The organism is Streptomyces sp. NPDC093085, from assembly GCF_040683935.1.
Classification (GTDB): Bacteria; Actinomycetota; Actinomycetes; order Streptomycetales; family Streptomycetaceae; genus Streptomyces.
The window spans coordinates 1257301-1275550 of record NZ_JBFBFB010000001.1 but is presented as its reverse complement, the minus strand read 5'-3'; the positions used below and the strand labels follow the sequence as shown (position 1 = coordinate 1275550).

At 71.6% G+C, this 18250-nt stretch carries 14 protein-coding genes; 6 read left to right on the top strand and 8 right to left on the bottom strand.

The annotated features are described in order from the left end of the window. Nucleotides 1-47 precede the first annotated feature (47 nt). Nucleotides 48-1262 (top strand): D-mannonate dehydratase ManD, encoded by a 1215-nt coding sequence (gene manD, locus AB0O07_RS05230; protein ID WP_365627042.1) that lies wholly within the window; start codon nucleotides 48-50, stop codon nucleotides 1260-1262. Nucleotides 1263-1407: 145 nt separating this feature from the next. Here the strand turns inward: manD and AB0O07_RS05225 are convergent, their stop codons facing one another. After that, entirely contained in the window at nucleotides 1408-2286 is an 879-nt protein-coding gene (locus AB0O07_RS05225) for a helix-turn-helix transcriptional regulator (protein WP_365627039.1), read from the bottom strand. A 131-nt stretch (nucleotides 2287-2417) separates the two neighbouring features. On the opposite strand from AB0O07_RS05225, the gene AB0O07_RS05220 reads away from it, so the two are divergent. Then, nucleotides 2418-3329 carry an alpha/beta hydrolase gene (locus tag AB0O07_RS05220; protein WP_365627037.1) on the top strand — a complete coding sequence of 304 codons (912 nt, stop codon included), beginning with the start codon at nucleotides 2418-2420 and terminating at the stop codon, nucleotides 3327-3329. 138 nt (nucleotides 3330-3467) lie between these two features. Here AB0O07_RS05220 and AB0O07_RS05215 read toward each other — a convergent pair whose 3' ends face one another. From AB0O07_RS05215 to AB0O07_RS05190, 6 genes are read right to left on the bottom strand one after another with little or no spacing between them, the layout of a single operon-like run. After that, nucleotides 3468-4904 carry a hypothetical protein gene (locus AB0O07_RS05215; protein ID WP_365627034.1) on the bottom strand — a complete coding sequence of 479 codons (1437 nt, stop codon included), beginning with the start codon at nucleotides 4902-4904 and terminating at the stop codon, nucleotides 3468-3470. Then, nucleotides 4901-5917: a glutathione synthase gene (locus AB0O07_RS05210; RefSeq protein WP_365628017.1), complete on the bottom strand. Its 1017-nt coding sequence runs from the start codon at nucleotides 5915-5917 to the stop codon at nucleotides 4901-4903. Before AB0O07_RS05210 ends, AB0O07_RS05215 begins: the two co-directional genes overlap by 4 nt. A gap of 50 nt (nucleotides 5918-5967) precedes the next feature. After that, a complete protein-coding gene (locus AB0O07_RS05205) occupies nucleotides 5968-7176 on the bottom strand; it encodes an ATP-grasp domain-containing protein (RefSeq protein WP_365627031.1) in 1209 nt (402 codons plus the stop codon). Further along, entirely contained in the window at nucleotides 7169-8374 is a 1206-nt protein-coding gene (locus AB0O07_RS05200) for an MFS transporter (RefSeq protein ID WP_365627028.1), read from the bottom strand. Before AB0O07_RS05200 ends, AB0O07_RS05205 begins: the two co-directional genes overlap by 8 nt. Beyond that, nucleotides 8371-9573 (bottom strand): hypothetical protein, encoded by a 1203-nt coding sequence (locus AB0O07_RS05195; protein WP_365627025.1) that lies wholly within the window; start codon nucleotides 9571-9573, stop codon nucleotides 8371-8373. Before AB0O07_RS05195 ends, AB0O07_RS05200 begins: the two co-directional genes overlap by 4 nt. Next, a complete protein-coding gene (locus tag AB0O07_RS05190) occupies nucleotides 9570-10631 on the bottom strand; it encodes a pyridoxal-phosphate dependent enzyme (protein ID WP_365627022.1) in 1062 nt (353 codons plus the stop codon). The genes AB0O07_RS05195 and AB0O07_RS05190 overlap by 4 nt, the downstream gene beginning before the upstream one ends. A 189-nt stretch (nucleotides 10632-10820) precedes the next feature. On the opposite strand from AB0O07_RS05190, the gene AB0O07_RS05185 reads away from it, so the two are divergent. The 4 genes from AB0O07_RS05185 to AB0O07_RS05170 all read left to right on the top strand — a co-directional run bounded on the left by AB0O07_RS05185 (nucleotide 10821) and on the right by AB0O07_RS05170 (nucleotide 14980). Further along, nucleotides 10821-12617, top strand: a complete 1797-nt coding sequence (locus AB0O07_RS05185) for a non-ribosomal peptide synthetase (protein ID WP_365627019.1) — start codon at nucleotides 10821-10823, stop codon at nucleotides 12615-12617. Nucleotides 12618-12670: 53 nt separating this feature from the next. Continuing rightward, the gene (locus AB0O07_RS05180) at nucleotides 12671-13411 is read left to right on the top strand and encodes an alpha/beta fold hydrolase (protein ID WP_365627016.1); all 741 of its coding nucleotides are present in this window, start codon (nucleotides 12671-12673) and stop codon (nucleotides 13409-13411) included. A 13-nt stretch (nucleotides 13412-13424) separates the two neighbouring features. Beyond that, nucleotides 13425-14723: a cytochrome P450 gene (locus tag AB0O07_RS05175; protein WP_365627013.1), complete on the top strand. Its 1299-nt coding sequence runs from the start codon at nucleotides 13425-13427 to the stop codon at nucleotides 14721-14723. Nucleotides 14724-14833: 110 nt separating this feature from the next. Then, nucleotides 14834-14980 (top strand): hypothetical protein, encoded by a 147-nt coding sequence (locus AB0O07_RS05170; protein WP_365627010.1) that lies wholly within the window; start codon nucleotides 14834-14836, stop codon nucleotides 14978-14980. Between the two features lie 21 nt (nucleotides 14981-15001). On the opposite strand, the gene AB0O07_RS05165 is transcribed toward AB0O07_RS05170, so the two are convergent. Then, nucleotides 15002-18070 carry a BTAD domain-containing putative transcriptional regulator gene (locus AB0O07_RS05165; protein WP_365627007.1) on the bottom strand — a complete coding sequence of 1023 codons (3069 nt, stop codon included), beginning with the start codon at nucleotides 18068-18070 and terminating at the stop codon, nucleotides 15002-15004. Nucleotides 18071-18250: the final 180 nt, after the last annotated feature.

The window sequence follows — 18250 nt, the reverse complement described above, 5'->3', positions numbered from 1 at the left end:
CCCGATATCTCCCCCACCCCTCTCACAGCGAAAGGCGGGCCGTCCGCATGGCCACCATTGTCGATGCCAAGGTGTTCGTCACCAGCCCGGGACGCAACTACGTCACGCTCCGGCTGACCACCTCCGACGGCGTCACGGGGATCGGCGACGCCACCCTCAACGGCCGCGAGCTGTCGGTGGCCTCGTACCTGGAGGACCATGTCTGCCCCCTGCTGATCGGCCGTGACGCGGACCGGATCGAGCAGATCTGGCAGTACCTCTACAAGGGCGCGTACTGGCGGCGCGGCCCGGTCACCATGACCGCGATCGCCGCCGTCGACGTGGCGCTCTGGGACATCAAGGGCAAGGTCGCCGGGCTCCCCGTCTACCAGCTCCTGGGCGGCGCCGCCCGCGAGGGCGTCACCGTCTACGGCCACGCCAGCGGCAACGACATCCCCCAGCTCCTCGACGACGTCGACCGTTTCCTCGGGCTCGGCTACCGCGCGGTGCGCGCCCAGGCGGCGGTGCCGGGGCTGGAGCGGGTGTACGGGATGCGCAAGGGCGAGGGGGTCACCTACGAGCCGGCGGACGGCGGACTGCCGACCGAGGAGGTCTGGGACACCGGCGCCTACCTCGACTTCGTGCCCACCTACATGGCCGCCGTCCGGGAGCGCTTCGGCTACGGCTTCCATCTCCTGCACGACGTGCACCACCGGCTCTCCCCCATCGAGGCGGGCCGGCTCGGCAAGTCCCTTGAGCCGTACCGGATGTTCTGGATCGAGGACCCCACGCCCGCCGAGGACCAGAACGCCTTCCGGCTGATCCGGCAGCACACCACCACCCCGCTGGCGGTCGGCGAGATCTTCAACTCCGCCTGGGACTGCCAGCACCTCATCACGGAGCGGCTGATCGACTACATCCGCACCTCGGTGTCGCACGCGGGCGGGATCAGCCATCTGCGCAAGATCTTCTCGCTGGCGGAACTGTACGGGGTGCGTACCGGATCGCACGGCGCGGGCGACCTCTCCCCCGTCTCGTTCGCGGCGGCGCTCCATGTCGACCTGTCCGTGTCCAACTTCGGCATGCAGGAGTACATGAGCCACCTCAGCCCGTACGAGGAGGTGTTCCGGACGTCGTGGCGGTTCGCGGACGGTCTGATGCACCCGGGCGACGAGCCGGGCATCGGCGTCGAGTTCGACGAGGAGGCCGCCGCGCGCTTCCCGTACGACCGGAAGTACCTGCCGGTGAACCGGCTGCGCGACGGCTCCGTCCACGACTGGTGACGGTGTCCGGGCGGCGCGGGGAACTCCCCCGCGCCGCCCGCGCTCGGATACGGAGCCTCGGGTACGGCACCTCACGTACGGAGCCGGGAGCGGTACTCGCCCGGCGGCTGATGGAGGTCGGGTCCGGACGCGCCGGACCGCCGGATCAGTCGTGCGGGGTGTCGGCCGGAGGTGCGGTCGGGGCGGGGGCGGTCCGCCAGGAGCTGAGGATCCGCAGCGCGTGGTCCTCAGGGGTACCGGGTTCGGCGGTGAGGACCATGAACGTGACGTCGGGGTCGTCCGGACTGGTCCAGGTGTCGCAGGAGAGGGTGAGGGGGCCGACGAGGGGGTGCCGGTAGCGTTTGAGGCCGTAGGTGGTGTCGGAGACGATCCGTCCGTTCCACCACGCGCGGAATTCGGGGCTGCGTACCGACAACTCGCCGACCAGTGCGGCCAGGCGCGGGTCGCCGGAGTTGCCGGCCGTCTCCATCCGCAGCAGTGCCGCGCTGAGCCGGGCCGCGTCCTCCCAGTCGGTGAAGAGGCCGCGCATGGCCGGGTCGAGGAAGAGCAGTCTGGTGTAGTTGCGCTCGGATGGCGTCAGCTTGCCGAAGTCCTGGTAGAGGGCGGCCGCGGCCGTGTTCCAGGCGAGGATGTCGTTGTAGCGGCCCAGCACCATCGCCGGCGAGTGGCCGAGGGCGTCGAGCATCCACCGCACCGACGGCCGCACCCGATGCCCGGCGCGGCGGCGCGGGGCGGGGGCCTTGCCCGCCAGCTCGTACAGGTAGGCCTGCTGTGCCTCGTCGAGCCGCAGCGCCCGCACCAGGGAGGCGAGGACGGTCGCGGAGGCCCGCACGCGCCCCTGCTCGATGCGGGTGTAGTAATCGGTGCTCATCGTGGCACGGCGGGCTACCTCGTCGCGGCGCAGCCCCGGGACACGCCGCCGGGTCCCGTCATCGGCGAGACCCACCTGCGCGGGCGTCAGCTCGGCCCGGCGAGCCCTGAGGAACGCACCGAACTCGGACCGGGACGAACGCGCATCGGACATGACACCACTATGCGTCCACTGTGCCGAGGACTCGGGCCGTCAAGGGGGGAAAGTATCTTCCCCGGCACGCCTTTCCCCCGGCAGGAACCTTCCTCTCCCGCGCACGGGGCACAGCGGGGCACGGTGAGGTCATGCGAACCGATGTGACCTTCGCCGGCGCCGGGATCACCCTCGCCGGCCACCTGTACACCCCCGACACCGCAGCCGGCGGCCCGCTCGCCGCCGTGGTCGTCGCTCACCCCGGCGCCGGCGTCAAGGAGCAGACCGCCGGCGCCTACGCCCGGCGGCTTGCCGACGCCGGATTCGCCGCACTCGCCTACGACGCCGCCTACCAGGGCGAGAGCGGCGGCACCCCCCGCGGCACCGAGGACCCCGCCCAGCGTGTCGAGGACATCAAGAACGCCGTCTCGTACCTCACCACCCGCCCGGAGATCGACTCCGACCGGATCGGCGCCCTGGGCATCTGCGCCTCCGGCGGCTACGTCGTTCCCGCCGCGGTCACCGACCACCGCATCCGCGCGGTCGCGACGGCCAGCGCCGTCGACCTCGGACGGTACTTCCGGGTCGGCCCCGACGGCACCCAGGACCCCGCCGTCGTCCAGGCGCTGCTCGACGCGGCGGCCGCGGCACGCACCACCGAGGCGGCCGGCGGGCCGCTCCCGACGGTGTCCGTGCGCCCGACCGAGGAGGAGGCACGCGCCGGCGGCCGCTACTCGTACGAGGCCTGGGAGTACTACAGCACCGACCGGGGCCGGCACCCGCGCCAGGCCGACGAGTTCACCTTCCCCAGCATCGACAAGATCGTGAACTTCGACGCCTTCCACCTCGTCGGCCTGCTCGCCCCGCGACCGCTGCTGATGGTCGCCGGCAACGAGGCGGCCACCGCCTGGATGTCCGAGGACGCGGTCGAGAAGGCGAACGAGCCCAAGCGGCTGCACTGGATCGAAGGGGCCGGTCACGTCGACCTCTACGACCGCTGCGTACCCCAGGTCACCGCCGAACTCCTCCCGTTCTTCACCCGGAACCTCGCGGCGCGGACCTGACCTGCTTGTCACAGCCGGCAGGCGTGCACGGTGGTGGTCAGGCCGTCGAAGTCCGCGATCTCCCGCGCGGTGCCCGGCCGGGCCGCGTACCGGAAGGCCGAGCGGGCGAAGGCGATGCGCAGCACGGGCCGGTCTCTTTCACATGAAAGACGACGAACGAGGGACAACAGGGACGGGGCACGGGTTGAGCTGTCCGCCGAGGGTCAGTACCGCCGACGACTCCGCGCCGCTCGACGCGTTGATCGCCGACCCGGGCCGCACCGGGGCCTGGCGCAGGAAGACGCCGGCGAAACGGCCGCCGAACACCAGCGGTGCCAGCACCACTTCACGCCCGCCGGACGGCCTGACGCCCGGCACACCGACCACGGACGGCCGCACTCGCTCCTGGAGCACATGGCGCTCGCGCGGGTCCGCGAGCCGTTCCCGCAGCTCCGCCGCCCAGGACCGGTCGTCCTCGAACAGGAAACCGAAGGCCAGGTCCTTGCCGCCGTAGGCCGAGGCGGGCTTGCAGAGCAGCCGTCGGCGTCCCTCGGCCGCGCGGTCGAGGGTCTCCGGCCGCAGCCGGAAGGTCACCGGCACATGCGCCCGGACGAGGGCCCGTTCCTCGTCGGTCAGCAGGCCCTGGAACTCGGGGTCGTGGAGCAGGGCCAGGTTCGCCTTGTTGTCGTGGAGCGCGGCGGCGGGCGAGCCGATGAAGTCCAGCTTGCCGGCCGTGTCGAGCTCCATCAGCGCACGGGTCAGCGCGGGCGGCACGAAGTTCTTCGTCTCGTGCCAGGTGTACGCGGTGAAAACGGCGTCCACCCGCCTGCCCCGGAAATGGGCGCCGTCGTCGGTGAGGTCCAGCTCGCCGATGAGCCCGCAGCTGATGTCGTGGCCCGCGGAGCGGATCATGTCGACGAAGAACCGGCGGCCGCCGTCGAGGTCGGCCGGGTTGGCGGTGGCCTCGAAGACGTGCAGCGGCCCGTCGCCGCGCGCCCGGGTGAGCCCGGCGAAGACGTCCAGCCACACCCGCGCCGTGTCGGGGCCCTCCAGCCGCAGCCGGCGCCTGGCCAGGAAGGCGGCGTACCGCGAATCGCGGGTCGCGCCGATGTACGGGGCAAGCGTGCTGAGTCCGCCCAGCGAGGCGGCCACGTTCAGCTCGACGAGCTTCAGTCCCGTGTCGGTGACGACCAGATCGGGCCGCATGAAGGCGGTGGCGGCCTTGCGCAGCCGGGGCCGGTCCAGGGCCTCGGTCATCAGGGCCGCGTCCTCCTCCGGCAGGCCGAGGTAGCCGGCCCACGCCGCCAGGTCGTTCCCGAAGACGCGGCGCGGGAAGCCCGAGACCAGTTCGGCGAGCCGCATCCCGACCGTCTCGACCGTGCGTGCCGCTTCGGCGGTGAAGGCGTGCGGCGGATACTGGTGCCGCCAGCCGGGTCGGCGCAGCCGCTCGGTGAACCGCTCCCGGTCGGTCTCGGCGGCGGGCGTCGCCGCGAACTCGTCCCAGGCCGCGAGGGCGTGCGGCTCCAGCCAGGACCACGCGCCGGGCCCGGCCGGCCGGCCCGCGAGAGCCCCGGCCCGCGTGACGACCCCGCTCATGACAGCTTCCCCGCGGTCCGCAGCGCCGCGAGCACGGTGTTGACGGCCTCCGAGGATCTGTCCTCACCGGTCGCCCGGTAGTGATAGCTCAGCCCGCCCGGGTTCACCATGTTGACCTCGATGACGTAAGGGAACGCCAGGTCGATGCCCGAGTAGAAGATCCCGAGGTCCATCATCCGCTTGCCCAGGGCGCGGACGAACTCATCCTCCTCCGGGGTGAGTTGGAGTGCGGCGAAGCCCGCGCCCAGGGTGGCGTTGGACCGGTGGTCGTTCTCCGGGTGGAAGCGCAGGAACCCGGAGACGGGGGCGTCGCCCGCGAGGATGACCCGCTTCTCGTTGGTACGGATGTTGGGGATGTACTCCTGGACCGCGGCGTGCCGCTTGGCCATGCCGATGACATCACGGCCGTAACGCCCGTAGCGGGACGCCGCGTTGCCGGTGGCGTTGGCGAGCAGGGCCGAACGGTTGCGGTCGCGCTTGTTGACGACGAACACGTCCGCCCCGCAGCCGCCGTTGGTCGGCTTCACGACCCAGGAACGGTCGCCGTCGGCCTCGACGAGCCCGTTGAGCTGGTCGAAGTCGTTCGAGACATACGAGACCGGGAGGTGCTCGGCGGGGACTACGGCACCCAAGTTGATCTTGGTGTTCAGGTAGAACAGCGCGGACGCGTCGTTGACGAACGGCACCCGCTGGTTGAGCAGCCAGAGCAACTGGAAGGAGTCGGTCCCCGACTCCGGATGTGTACCGGCCAGTACCCACACGAGGTCGAACTCCTCGGCGGACGCGTACGGCAGGCTCAGCTCGGGGAAGCTGCCGCCGCTGGTGAACTCCTCGCTCAGCCGCACCCGGTCGCAGACGACGACGGAGTCGTGCACGCACAGGGTGTCGATGTCACCGATGTGCACGTCGTGGCCCTCACGGTGGAGGGCACTGGGAATGATCGAGTGGTTGTTCAGCTCGAAGGTGGTCGCCCCGGAGACCAGGACCAGGATCTTGTACGGCAACGGATGCACCTTGTTCTGTGAGTCGTGGGTCGGGCGGGCCGCGTACGGTGTGCGGACGGTCACGCGGGCTTCGACCCCGCCGTGAGGGTGCGAACCGCACGGGCGAGGTTGTTCTCCAGCTCCTCGCGGGTGTCTCCGGTGCCGACCACGAACGCGTGCCGGTCGCCCGACCTGCGGACCTCCGGCGGGGTCGTGCCGGCGGGCACGCTGATGTGCACCTCCGCGACGCCGGGCAGCGAGGCGACGAGCGCGGTGCTGATGCCGTGCGACGGGACCATGCGCCCGAAGGTGACGTACCGGATGCCGGCGACCCGCCTGCGGGGACCGGCCGGGAGCGGTTCGAGGCCGAGGACCGCGGCGATCATCTGGGCGAAGACGTCCTCGCCGAGAGCCAGGTCCAGCATGTCGCTGATGCGGTCACCGCCGGGCCGCCCGTGCGACTCGATGAGCCGGGGTCCTGCGGCGGTCAGCATGACCTCGGTGTGCGAGGGCCCGTAGCGGTAGTCCACGGCGTCCAGCACGGCTGTGACCAGCCCGGCGATCGACTCCTCGGCCGCGGGGCCGAGCGTCACGGGCAGGGTGTGCCCGGTCTCCACGAAGTGCGGGGCGCCCGTGGTCGTTTTCTCGGTGACGGCCAGGATGCGGTGGCCCTCGGGCGAGGTGACCGCCTCGACGGAGTACTCCGTGCCGGCCAGGAACTCCTCCACCAGGTGGGGCGTGGTGAACTCCGCCGAGCCGGCGACGAAGGCCTCGGCCTCCGCGCGGTCCGCCAGATACCGCACCCCCGAACTGCCCGTACCGTCCACCGGCTTGATCACGCAGGGGAAGCCGATCCGTTCGGTCGCGGGCAGGACCTGGTCCCTGCCGGTACACCGGGCGTGGGCGACCGCCGCCCCGGCCCGGTCGCCGACCACGGCCCGCAGCCGCGCCTTGTCCTTGAAGGCGGCCAGCGCACCGGGGGGGTTGCCGGGCCAGCCCAGCCGCTCGTTGACCACCGCGGCTGCCGCGCAGCCGAGTTCACCGAAGCCGAAACAGCTGACCGGCGCGGGCAGATCCATCGCCCGCAGCAGTTCGACGAGTTCACCGGGGTCCTCGGTCCAGGCAGCGCGCAAGGGCTCGCCGGGCACGTTGTCCGGCAGGGGTGCGGTGGGGTCGCCGACGACGACCATCGCGCAGCCGAGCTTCTGGGCCGCGTCGATGACCCGGTCCCGGGGATTGAGCAGTACCGCCGTCGCGGTGCGGAGGTCGGTGTCCGGTGCGTCAGCCATGCTGGGCCCGCGCTTTCGGTAGAAGGAAACTGGTCAGCGCCGCGCAGAGGGAGAGGGAGACGAGCACCAGCCAGATGCCGCTGGCGCCGCTGAGGGACTGGAGCAGATAGCCGCCCACGCTGGAACCGATGAGGCTGCCGACCGCGCCGACGGCGCTCATGGTGCCGAGGGCGAGTCCGGTACGGAGCGGCGAACTCGCCCTGACCGCCTGTTCGTCCAGGCTGGGGGAGATCAGCATTTCCGCGAAGGTGACCGGCAGGACGAACACGAGCAGCGAGAACCAGCCGGTGAGCGGGATGAACACCGCGTAGGCGAGCGCGAAGGCCAGGAATCCGACGAGCAGGAGGGTCCGGGCATCGGCTCGGCGGAACACATGGCGCAGCAGGGTGTACTGACACAGCACCACCAGTACGCCGTTGACGACGAAGACGACCGAGATAGCGGCCGTGCTCCCGGTCGTCCGCTCGGCGGTGATGGGTATGACGACGTTGAGCTGGCTGTAGATCGCCCAGTACGCCATGCCGAGCAGACACAGCGGCAGCCACTGCCGGAGTCCCCAGCCGTCACCGGCCGCGCGCGCCGCCGCGTCCTTCCCCGGGTTCCGCGGTCCGCGCGCCGCCCGCCGCACCGGGCGCACCGTCAGCCGTATGCCGAGCAGCAGGTGGGAGAGCACGCAGGCGCCCAGGATCCAGCCGAAGCCCAGCGGGTACACGAGCGCGCCCAGCGCGGGGCCGGCCACCACGCCGATGTTCACGAAGGTCGAACGCAGCGCGAGCATCTCGCGGGGTTCGACGCCGTCCTCGGTGACCAGCAGGGTCTTGACGGACAGGCCGAGCAGCGAGCCGCCGACGCCGATCGCCGCGATACCGGCGACGAGCGGCGGGAGCCGGGTCCCGTCCGGGTCACCCAGGCCGAGACCGACGCCGAGCAGCAGATATCCCCCGATCCGCAGGGCGAAGCCCGCCGTCAGCACGGACCGGGTGCCGAACCGGTCCACGATCAGCCCGGACACCAGCGAGAACCCCTGGCCGCAGAAGGCGAGCAGTCCGACGAGGAATCCCGTCCGGGCGGCCGGCACGCCCTGTGCGGTGAACTCCAGTGCCAGGAGCGGCAGGAACATGAACGTGGTCAGACCGGTGAGCAGCACCGTCGCGAGCAGGACACGTCCGGTCGGCGACATCCGGCGCCAGGTGTTCATGACGCCGCGTCACCCGGGCCGCCGTCGTCCAGGTACTCAAGGTTGGCCATCAGCCAGGCCTCGGTCTCCAGCAGCCGCTCCTCCACCTGCTCCGCGTCGGCGCCGGCGACGATCACAAAGCACAGGTGCGAGGTGCTGTTCTGGGCCACGGCGCCGGGCGTGAGCCCCTCGTTGACCTGGTACTCCCGCACCCACGCGAAGGGCGGCCGGCCCGGAGCGCGGACCGGTCGGCCCGGTGGCAGCACGGAGACCGAGCCGTGCACCTCGGCGGGCGGGCCGGCGGGCGGCGCCTCGACGGGCAGTCCGACCGAGTGGCGCAGCCAGGCGGAGTGGAGGTCGACGCCGTAGGTGGCGCGGGTGAGCGCGGGAATGCGGTTGCCGCCGACCCGGGAGGCGATCTCGCAGAGCACCAGCTCGTCGTCCGGGGTGTGGAACACCTCAAGGTGGTACGCGCCGACCTCCGGTGCGTCGAAGGCCGCCAGCACCCGGTCGAGGAACTCCTCAAGACGCCGGGCGAGCGGATCACCGGGGCGCAACTGCACCGAACCGTTGTTGTGGCCGGAGAAGACCCCGAGACAGCTGCGCAGATAGCGGGAGGCGGCCACGAACCGGTAGCCGGGGGCCAGCACCGCGTCGACGTGGCACATCCGGCCCTCGACGAACTCCTCGGCCAGCAGGTCGTCGCGCCAGTGCCGACGGCTGAACGCGGTCAGGTCGTCCTCGTCCCGCAGGACGACGATGTCGCGGGAGCCCCCCTGTTTCACCGGCTTGACGACCACGGGATAGCCGTCCTCCTCGATGAACCCGGTGAGGTCGGTGAACGTCTCCAGGCGGGCGAAGCGCGGGACGCGCACGGCCGCGCGGGCGACCCGCTTCATCACCGCCTTGTCCCGGAAGGACAGGGCGCTCGCCGCCGACTGGCCCGGGATGCCCAGGTCCGCACGGATACGGGCGGCGCGCTCCAGGTCGTACTCGTTGTCCGTGACGAGGTGGGTGAACGGCTGCTCCGCGGCGAGCCGGCGGATCGTCAGTTCCGGGTACGGGACGAACTCGCAGTCGGGTACGTACTCGTAACGCGCGAAGCCCTCGGTGTTCTTCAGCTCGTTGTGGCTGAACACGTGAAGCCGGTCGGCCACTTCGGGAAGCATGGCGGCGTAGTCGTGCTGGGGGCCGTAGTTGATGACGGCTATCCGGCTCATGCGGCGTTCCTCGGGGAGCTCAGGCCGGCCGGGACGACCGGCAGATCATCCTGGACATCGTACGGCCTGCGTTCCCAGCGCATCGTGGACCAGGGGCCCGTCATCCGGGACAGGTCGGAAATGGTCCGCGGCCGGTACTCGGGGTCCTCGACGAGCGGGCCGTCGGGCGGGAAGACCCGGTCGACATAGCGGTGTCCGGGGTCGGCCGCGAGGAAGACGACGGGGCCGCCGTCCGGCTCCTGTCGGCGGATGTGACGGGAGACCTGCCATCCGGCGCCCGCGGAGAGCCCGGCGAAGACACCGGTGGTGGACAGCAGATGGCGGCAACCGGCCGCGGAGACTTCGAAGTTGATCCAGTGGATGTCGTCGTAGGCGGTGTAGTCGATGTTGCCGAAGCGGATTCCGCTGCCGATGCCTGCGATGATGAAGCCGTCCAGCGGTATGGCCTCCGAGCCGAAGGAGCGGCTGCCGAAGGGCTGGATCCCGGCCACCCGGACGTCGCTGCACGACGCCCGCAGATAGCGGCTCATCGCACTGGTCGACGCTCCGGTGCCGACCCCGCCGACCAGTGTGATCCCCGACGACCCCAACTCCTTGACCAGGCTGTTCGCGACGCTCTCGTAGCCGATGTAGTGGACGTCGTCGTGGTACTGCTGCATCCAGTACGCGTCCGGGTTCTCCTTCAGATAAGCGTGGACCAGCCGGACTCGGGTCTCCTGGTCGTGCTGGAGGCCGTCCTCACCGGAGGAGGGCACCTGGGTGTAGGTGGCCCCGAGGTACTTGAGCTGGGTACGGATGGCCGCGTCGACCGCCACGGAGGCGAAGATGTGGCACTTCAGGCCGAACTCACGGCAGACGAGTGCGAGCGCGTGCCCGTAGATACCGCTGGAGCTGTCCACCACGGTCTGCCCCGGGCGGACGACCCCACGGTCCAGCAGGTCCCTGACCGCGGCGCGGACCGAGGTGACCTTCATGACCTCGAACCGCAGCACATGGACGCCGTTCCCCAGGTCGATGAGGTCGGGTTCCGCCAGTTTCTCGGCGAATGATCTGTACAACGCGCTCTCCTGCCCTTCTGCTGCCCCCGCGTCGACACCGTGCGGACGACGACACATACGAAGAGGTCTAGAGCAGGCGGATCCCGGTGGCCTACCGGCCTGGTCCCGTCACGTTCCCGCTCGGATCCCGGAGCGGTCCGGGACCGGGCCGGGAGGGTTCCCGGAACGGCCCTGCCGAGGATCTCCGGCATGACGACATCCGAATCCGGCGTGATATCAGGACCCCGCCTGCCCGCATCCGTGCCGCTTGTCTCCGAGGCGGTGCTGGAACACGCCCGCCGCCATCCCGGGCGCACAGCGGTGATCTGTGGCGAAGAGCGCGTCACCTACGGCGAACTGGCGGCCGGGGCCGCCGCCGTCGCGCACGCGATCGCCGCGGACGAGAAGTGCGCGGCCTCCCGCAGAATCGGGGTCGTCTCGCACCGGACGGTGGGAGCCGTCGGCCTTGCCCTGGGCATCTGGCTGTCCGGACGCGCGTTCGTCTTCCTCGATCCGGCGGCGCCGCACAGCGCCGCCGAGCACATCCGGCGCACCGCCGGGCTGTCGGTGGTCGTCGACCCGCGCGAGTGGCGGGCCGAGCCAGCGGGGCCCGCCACGGCCGCGGCCGCTTCGCACCCGCCCGACGCGGAGGCGTACGTCCTGTTCACCTCCGGCAGCAGCGGCCGGCCGAAGGGCGTTTCCGTCTCCCTGCGGAACCTGGCGCACTCCAACGCCGCCCGGCTCGCACTGTACGACGGCTTCGGCACCCCGGTTTTCCTCCTGCTGTCCCCGTTCCACTTCGACTCCTCGATGGCCGGGCTCTGGGGCACCCTCTCGGCCGGCGGCACCCTCGTCATCGCCGACGAGGACGAACGGCGCATCCCCCAGGCCGTCCTCGGCCTGATCGCCCAGCACCGGGTCACCCACACCCTGGCCGTCCCCGGCTTCCACACGGAGCTGCTGCACACGCTGCACGAGGACGAGCGGCACTCGGCCTGCGCGGCCTCGCTGCGGCTGGTGACCAGCGCCGGCGAGGCGCTGCCGCAGAGCGTCGTCGACCGGCACTTCGCGCTGCTGCCCGGTGTGGCCCTCAGCAACGAGTACGGCCCCACCGAGTGCACCGTCTGGTCCACCGCCCTGATCTACGAGAAGCCCGGGCCGACCGGCATCGGCTTCCCGATCCCCGGCACCTCGCTGCGGTTGCTCGACAGCCGGCTGCGGCCGGTACCGGCCGGCGCGGTGGGGCAGATCGCCGTCTCCGGCCCAGGGGTAGCCCGGGGTTACGTCGGCGACGAACGGCAGACGGCGGCGAAGTTCGTCGAACTGCCCGCCGAGTCCACGGCCGGTCCGCCCGTACGCGCCTACCTCACCGGGGATCTCGGCCGGTGGTCGGACGAGGACGGCCTTGAGTTCGTCGGGCGGCTGGACAACGAGGTGAAGATCCGCGGCGTGCGCGTGCATCTGGAGACGCTGGAGGAGGCACTGGCAGCGCACCCCGATGTCCGGGCCGCCGCGGTGGTGTACGACGCTGAGAACGCCGTCTGCCACGCCTTCGTGGTCGCGGAACCCGGCGCCGAACCGGCCGCCGCCCCGATCCGCGGCTTTCTGGAGAGGGAACTCGGCGCCGCCGTGGTCCCCGACCGGATCGTCTTCACCACGGCCTTGCCGCGCACCGCCCACGACAAGACCGACCGGGCCGCCCTGCTGGCTTCCACGGCCGCGCCCGCGGAACGGGAACGGGAACGGGAGGGGATACCGGAGCCGGCCGCCCGGCCACCGCGGGACGGCGCCCTCGCCGACCGCATCGCCCGCGTCTGGGAGAAAGTCCTCGGCATACCGGTGGCCCCTTCCGAACAGGACACGTTCTTCTCGCTCGGCGGCAACTCGCTGACCGTGATCAGGCTCTCCCGGGCCCTGGGCGAACTGGCCGGCCGCCCGGTCGGGGTCAAGAACGTCTACCGCTGCGGCACGATCCCCCAGCAGGTGGATCTGTTGTCGCGGCTCTGAGCGGCGGGGTTCCCATGTCTGCGTACATCAGACCCATCAGACCCACCAGACCCATGGCCAGCGGCGCCACCCCTTCCGGGGCCGGCTCCGGCTCCGTGCTCTGCTTCCCGCACGCGGGCGGCTGCGCCTCGTTCTTCCGGTCCTGGCAGCCGCTGCTGCCCACGGCCCGGGTGCACGCCGTGCAGTACCCCGGGCGCGAGGACCGGTTCGCGGAGCCCGCGCCGGAGAGCCTGTGCGCCCTCGCCCGCGCGGTGACGGAGGAGATCCTGGCCCTCGACGAACGGTACTCCCTGCTGTTCGGGCACAGCATGGGCGCGTACGTCGCCTTCGAGGTGGACCGTCTGCTGCGCGAGGCCGGTGTGCCGACGCCCACCCTGGTGCTCTCCTCGGCGGCGTCCCCCGCCCTCCGGCCACCGGTCCCCTACGAGGAGGACGCCGACGTACTGGCGTACCTCGAACGGTACGAACCGCTGAGCGCGGAACTCCGGCAGAACGAGGAACTGCTCGGGCTCCTCCTGGAGTACGTCAAGGACGACCTCAGGCTCGTGTCCGGGTACCGGGAACACAGCGGGAAGCGCACCGGCGCCCGGCTGGTCAGCGTGGTCGGTGAGCACGACATCCCCGAGATCCGGACGCGGGCCGGGCAGTGGCGGGACCACGCGGGCGCCGAGTTCGTCCAGGTGGTGAAGGCGGGCGGGCACTTCTACCTGCGTGCGGATCCGCCCGTCGGGCTGATCGCCGCCGAGCTGGCCCGCGCCGGGAGTCTCGACTCCCTTTCCAGAAAGACTTCCTGAGGGGGAATGGAGCATGTCGCACACACACCCTGGCCCGACCGGGCACTCGGGGGACCTACCGGACCTCGCCGGACTGCGGCGCGAGGCCGCCCGACTCGTCGACGGGCGGACCTACCGGCACGGCAACCCCTTCGCACTCTGGCGGCGGATGCGCCGGGCAGCCCCCGTCCTGTGGCACGAGCCCGGCGACTTCCCCGGCTTCTGGTCGCTGACCCGCCACGACGAGATCAAGGAGGTGCTCAGGAACGTCGATGCGTTCAGTTCCTCGTCCGGCATCCTGTTGCGCCCCCTGTCCCAGGGCGAGGACCCCGGCGGCAACCGCACCCTGGCGCTGTCCGACCCACCGCGCCACCACGTGCTGCGCTCGGCCGTCGCCGGCTGGTTCGCGCCCAGGAACCTGCGGCTGCTGCGGTCCGCCCTGGACGCATCGGCGCAGCGGATCGTCGAGGCAGCCGTACGGAAGGGCCGGTTCGACTTCGTGACCGAGGTGGCCGCGCAGTTGCCGGTGGAGGTCGTCTGCGCGTTCCTCGGGATTCCGGACGAGGACCGGCCGCTGATCATCGAGTGGTCGACGGACGCCTTCTGCGCCGCCACGGCCGAGGACCGCAGCCTGGCCCACCTGGAGATCCTGGACTACTTCGGCGACCTGGTGGAGCGCCGCCGGGCCGATCCGGGCGAGGACCTGGTCAGTGCGGTGGCCGGGGTGCGCTACGAGGGCGAACCGCTCCCGCTCGACGAGCTGGTGCTCAACTGCGACAACCTGCTGGTGGGCGGTACGGAGAACGTCCGGATCGCCATGTCGGGCGGGATGCTGGCGCTCCTGGACCATCCGGACCAGTGGGAGCTGCTGCGCCGGGACTTCGACGGCCTGGTGGAGTCCGCGATCGACGAGATCCTGCGCTGGACGTCGAGCGCCACCCACATCGTGCGGCGGGCGACCCGGGACGTGGAGCTCGCCGGCGAGCGGATCCGCCGGGGCGATCTCGTCGTGTGCTGGCTGACGGCGGGCAACCGCGACCCGGCGCACTTCCCCGACCCCGACCGTTTCGACATCCGGAGGTCCCCGAACCGGCATCTGGCGCTGGGCGCGGGCCCGCACTACTGCGTGGGCACCCAGCTGGCACGGCTGGAGATCCGGGCCGTTCTGCGGGAGTTCTTCACCCGGGTGGACCGGGCGGTGCCGGACGGCCCGGCCGAACGGCTGGAGTCCATCGTGGTCAACGGCTTGCGGACCCTTCCCATCCGGTTGGCCTCGGCATATGACGTGCCCGCCGGTACCGGTCCGGGAACGGGGCGGGAACGGTTGCGGTGAGCATTCCGACTACGCGAGGCAGGGCGGCGCCGGCGCACTTCGCCCGGACCGCGCCCGTCCTCGCCCCCGCACACACACCGAGCGGACTCGCAGAAACGAAGGTGCACGGAATGCGCAGCAAACTGACCGTACCGGCCGGAATCCTCGCCATCGCCCTCGCCCTGGGGATCGGAGCTCTCACGCACGAGGCGTCCGCCCCGGCCGCCGTCCAATCCGTCCTGGCCAACGGCACCGGTCCGGGCAACACCCCCCAGTGACCCGGCCGCCGGCGGGCCCGCTCACCGGCGTACGCCCGTCATCCCGGCATGGAGCTCCTTCGCGCTGAGCCGGTGCTCGGCCGCCTCCCGTACGTCACCCATGCCGTCGAGGGCCTCGGCCATCCCCTCGACGGCATGGGCCACCTCGATCCGGTACTCGATGGCTCCGGCGTGGAATCGCGCGCTGCGATGCAGTTCCAGGGCCTGCTCGAACTCGCCTCTCCGGCAGTGCACCCGCCCGAGAATGTTCTGGACGGTCGCCTGCCGGGTCGCGGTCCCCTTGGAGCGGATGAGATGCAGGGCCCGTTCCGCGTACCCGACCGACTCCTCGGCGGCTCCGAGCCACTGGCTCACGTCCGCGGCGAGCGCCAGCGCGTGCGCGTACTCCTCCGGCATCCGGAACTCGTCGCCGAGTTCCAGAGCGCGTTCCACCACGGCGAGCGCGGCCGAGTGCTCCCCGGAGCCGAGCAGGGCCGCCGTCAGATCGGTCAGGGCCGTGATCTCCTCGGCGCGGGCGCCGAGTTCCCGGCTGAGCCGCACCGCGTGCTCGGCGGCCACCACGGCTTCCCGGTACCGGCCGAGCCAGGTGTACACCGTGCTCAGGCTGCACCAGGCGTACGCGCCTTGTCTGCCGTCGGCCATGTCGTGGCGCCGTTCGACCGCCTGCTCCAGATAGCCCTGTGCCTCGGGGAAATGACCGAGGCAGCTGTGCAGCAGGCCCAGCAGGCTGAGGCAGACGGCCTCGCCGTTGCGGTCCCCGTGGTCCTTCGCGACGCCCAACGCCTCTTCCGCCACCGGGATCCCGTCCCGGAACCGGCCCAGCCGCCACCAGGCGGAGCCCAGATTCGACAGGCTCAACCGGAGCAGTACGGGATCCCCGAGCCGGCGGGCGGCGGCCACCGCGATCGTCGCCGCCTGCCGGTACTCCTCCAGACAACTGCGCGAGTTCAGATGGAAGACCAGATTCCGGGAGAGGTGCACGGCCTGTTCGAGGAAGCCCAGCCGCTCGGCGCGGGCGACGGCCGAGAGCAGCGCGCCGTGTTCCTGTTCGAAGAGCGACTCCGCGGCGGCGACCTGGCCGCTCGACGGCGGCTCGGCCGCCGCCGTACCGTGCGCGTCGCCGGTGCTCCCGTGCGCGGCGGCACCGACGGGAACACGCCCCGGATAGAGGATCCCGCACGCCTGGTCCGTCACCGCCAGGAAGTGGTCGAGCAGTCTCCCGAAGGCTGCCCGCTCCTGTCCGGTGTCCGCCCCCTCCTTCTCGCGGAGCCGCTGCGCGAAGCTGCGCACCAGGTCGTGGAAGGCGTACCGGCCGATCTCGTGCTGCTCGACCAGGTGCATGTCCAGCAGATGCTCCAGCACCTCCTCGGCCTCGGGCGACCCGGTGTCGAGCAGGGCGGCCGCCGAGTGGGTGTCGGTCTCGGCGCCCGGGTGCAGCCCGAGCAGCCGGAACGCCTCGCGATGCCTCGCGTCCAGTCCGTGGTACGACATCCTGAGGGTGGCCTCGACGCTGCGGTCACCGGACTTCAGCTCGTCGAGCCGGCGGGTCTCGTCCCCGAGCCGGCCCACGAGATGGCTCAAAGTCCACAGCCGCCGGTTGCGCAGCCGGGCCGTGGCGATCCGCAGGGCGAGCGGCAGGTTCCCGCACAGGGCCGCCAGTTCCGCCGCCGCCTCCGGCTCACCGAGCACCCGCTCCTCGCCCAGCGCGCCGGTGATCAGTGCGAGGCTGTCCGAGGGCGACATGGTCCCGATGGACATCCACTCGGCCCCGTCCAGTCCGACCATGCGGATACGGCTGGTGAGCAGGCCCAGGGAACCCGGGTGCGAGGGCAGCAACGGGCGGATCTGCGCGGCGTCGGCCACGTTGTCCAGCACCAGGAGCACCCGCCGGTTCGCCAGTGTGGCCCGCCACAGGGCGACCCGGCCGTCGAGGTCGTCGGGGATCCGCTCCCCCGGCACGCCCAGGGTGCGCAGCAGTGTGCCGATCACCGTGCCGGGCCGCACCGGCTGCTCGCCCGGGGTGAATCCGCGCAGGTCGACGAAGAGCTGACCGTCCGGGTACCGGTCGGCCAGCCGGTGTGCGCCCCGGACGACGAGCGCGGTCTTGCCGCTGCCTCCCATCCCGTCGACGGCCACGATCCGCACCGCCCCGTCCTGCGGCGGCGCGGCGTACTCCAGCAGCCGGGTCAGCTCCCGGTCGCGCCCGGCGAAGTCCGTCAGGTCGTGCGGCAGGGTGCACGGGCCCTTTGCCGCCTCGGGCGCGGTTTCACCGGTCGCCGCAGGTGCCGGCGCGACCAAGGGTTCCGCGGGCACCGCGTCCGGCACGGCCAGTTCGGGACTGTCCCGCAGAATGGCCTCGTGCAGTCGGGTCAGTTGGGGACCGGGGTCGATCCCCAGTTCCTCGACGAGCAGTTCTCTGGCCTTGGCGTACTCGGCCAGTGCCTCGGCCTGCCGTCCCGAGCGGTACAGCGCGAGCATCAATTGCCGACGAAACGATTCTCCCAGCGGATGTTCGGCGACGAGTTCGCGGAGATCGCCGATGAGTTCCCGGCTCTCGCCCAACGTCAGCCGCAGCTCCATCAACTGCTCCACGGCGGCCAGCCGACGCTCCTCCAGCACGACGGAGGCCGCGGCGATCACCGACCCGGCGCCTCCGGGCATCACGGGGCCGCGCCACAGCACGAGTGCGTTGCGCAGCAGCTCGGCGGCGTCGGCGGGGTGGCCCGCCTCCAGCGCGTCCCGCGCCTCGCACAGCCGGTCGGAGAACAGGCTCAGATCGAGTTGATCCCGTGCGACGTCCACCCGGTATCCCGGACCGTCGGTGACGATCATCGAGGGCCCGTCCGGGATGCGCTGCCGCAGATCCGCGATCGCCTTGCGCACCTGGTGCACCGCGGTCGCCGGCGGCTCGTCGTCCCACGCCGCCTGCACCAGCCGCGACACCGGGACCATCCGGCACGGGTCGAGCAGCAGGGTGATCAGCACCCGCACCTGGATGGGCCCGCCGAGCCGCAGCCGGACCCCTCCGGCTCTGACTTCCAGCGGCCCCAGTACCGCGAATCTCGCCTCTCCGCACACACCGTCGTCCACTCCGCGCCCCCCGGCTCCGCTTTCCGCATGACCGTGTCCGTGTCCGTGATCATGGAAATCCACGCATGGTGATTCTAAGCTATCGGCTGCTCACGGAACGTCCGGCCACCCTCGCCGTGAGGACGCGGTACGGCGGCGGAGCGCGGGCCCGAGAGGCGTGCTCCGCCGCCTGCTGCCATC